Annotated in this window: 2 protein-coding genes; one reads left to right on the forward strand and one right to left on the reverse strand. The window is 31.4% G+C overall.

Going from position 1 to position 2,547, the window contains the following annotated elements; all coding sequences use genetic code 11:
• Positions 1 to 651 (forward strand): site-specific integrase (locus tag Q0K54_RS03390; protein WP_294578448.1); only part of this gene is annotated, 651 nt, incomplete at its 5' end.
• A 106-nt stretch (positions 652 to 757) separates the two neighbouring features.
• Here Q0K54_RS03390 and Q0K54_RS03395 read toward each other — a convergent pair.
• Positions 758 to 2,452, reverse strand: a complete 1,695-nt coding sequence (locus Q0K54_RS03395) for a phospho-sugar mutase (protein ID WP_294578449.1) — start codon at positions 2,450 to 2,452, stop codon at positions 758 to 760.
• Between the last annotated feature and the right edge of the window lie 95 nt (positions 2,453 to 2,547).

The raw sequence follows: 2,547 nt of genomic DNA on the forward strand, positions 1-2,547 counted from the left end.
AAACCAAAGAAAAACAGAAGCAAGAAATTACCACCACTTGAACCTGAACAAATCCAGGATATTTTACATAAAACGGAGGAATTTGATGTCTACAATGCTATTATCCGATTTCAGATTTATACAGGAATGCGTATTGGTGAAACTTTGGCTTTGACTTGGGATAACATTAATTTCAATAAAAGAACTATCACTATCAATAAAACTGTCAATTTTCCTAGAGGAGGTGCTATAGTGGGGCCTCCTAAAACAGAAAATAGTTATCGAACTTTAGGAATGTCTGATAGTATATATAACTTATTAAAAATGGTTAAAGAAGAACAAAATGAAAGAAAAGTATATCTTAAAAATGTCTATCAAGATAAAAATCTAGTTTTTAGTAATCCATTTGGTGATTTTATCCATCGTAATAGTGTTGGAACTCGTCTTAATAAAATAAAAAAAGGAACTGATTATGAATATATAACAGTTCACTTTTTAAGGCATGTTAATGCAACATTACTTTTAATGAATAATGTTGATATCAAAGTTGTATCCGCTCATCTTGGTCATAATGATATATCTACCACTGCTGATATCTATGCAGATGTATTAAACTCTATGAACCAAAAAGTTGCTCAGCTTATTGATTTCGACTTAAACAAACTTAAATAATATGCATAAATAATGTTTTTAAACGGAAATAAGCGGAAAATAAACGGAAATTACAGAACATCATTAAAAAAACGTTGATAAAATCAACGTTTTTTGTCTTTTTGTATTATTCACCAATAATATTCATCATATCTTTTTGGAATACTTCTGTTTTATCGCTTGCTTCTTTAGCATCGCTACCTTTGATAGAAAAATAGAATTTACATTTTGGTTCTGTTCCACTTGGACGAGCAGCAATCCATGAACCATCTTCTAAATAATATTTCAATACATTAGATTTTGGTAAATCAATTGTTGTTGTAGTACCATTTTCAACTCTTTCACTACTTTGATAATCTTCAACAGCAACAACTGCATAATCACCAATCTTAGTTGGAGCATCTTTTCTTAAATTATCCATGATTTCTTTAATTCTTCTAGCGCCATCTGCCCCAGCTTTGCTTAAAGCAATTTGAGTTTCTTTGAATGTTCCATGTTTTGCATATAAATCATTTAATACATCGATTAAATCTTTACCTTGTTTTTTATAGAAGTTTCCTGCTTCAGCCGCCATAACAACTGCTTGAACAGCATCTTTATCACGAACAAAGTCTTTTACTACGCAACCATAAGATTCTTCATAACCAAAGACAAATTCTTTTTCTTTAGTTTTTTCATATTTACGAATCTTATCCCCAATAAATTTAAATCCAGTTAAAGTTTTTTCAACTTCAACACCATAAGATTTTGCTACTAATTCACCTAAATCACTAGTAACAATTGTATTATACATTACAGCATTAGATGGTAATTTGCCTTGTTTTTTAAGTTCACTTAAGATATATTCCAAATATACTGCAGCACTTTGGTTACCAGACATTAATACATATTCACCATCATGTTTAGCAACAACACCTAAACGGTCCCCGTCAGGATCACAAATAACAACGACATCAGCATCTACTTCTTTAGCTTTTTTAATAGCTAAATCATAAGATGCAGGTACTTCAGGATTTGGCGATTTAGTATTAGTAAAATCTGGATCTGGTGCACATTGAGCCAATACTGGAACAACATCATATCCAAGTCTTGTCAAACATGTTCTTACTGGTAAGTTAGAAGTACCATGTTGTGGTGAGAAGACAATTTTGAAATCTTTTTTATCCATACCTGGATTAATTTCAATTGCCATAACTTCTTTATAATAAGCTTCATCAACTTCTTCACCAATCCAAGTAATATATGGATAAGCTTCATCATCACTAACTACTTCTACTGCTAGTTCATCTTTGACTTCATTTACATAAGCTACTACTTGATCAGCCCATTCTGGAATTAACTGACATCCTGTATCATCATAAATTTTATAACCATTATATTCTTTTGGATTATGACTAGCTGTAATCATAATTCCACCAGCACACTTTAGATAACGTACTGCAAATGATAATTCTGGTGTAGGTCTTAAACTTTCAAAAATATAAGACTTAATTCCATAAGTAGCTAGTACTTTAGCGCTTTCAATTGCAAATTTATATGACATATGACGGTTGTCATAACCGATAGCTACTCCTCTTTCTTTTCCATCTGGTAGACCACATACATATTTTGCAAAACCAACATTGGCTTTTCTAATTGTGTAGATATTCATTCTATTAGTCCCAGCGCCTAAAATTCCCCGCATTCCAGCAGTACCGAATTCCAGGTTCATATAGAACGCATCTTCTTTATCCTTTTCACTCATACTTGCTAATTCTGCTTTTAATGATGGATCTAGACTTTCGCAATTTAACCATCTTTGATATTCTTCATTATAACTCATTGTTTTCACCCCTTGGTTTAATTATAGCAAATTCAATTTAATTTTACTGCTTGTTTTAGTATCGAAATTACTACAAATTTATCAAAAAGTTAGCG

This window comes from uncultured Thomasclavelia sp., from assembly GCF_944324745.1.
Classification (GTDB): domain Bacteria; phylum Bacillota_I; class Bacilli_A; order Erysipelotrichales; family Coprobacillaceae; genus Thomasclavelia.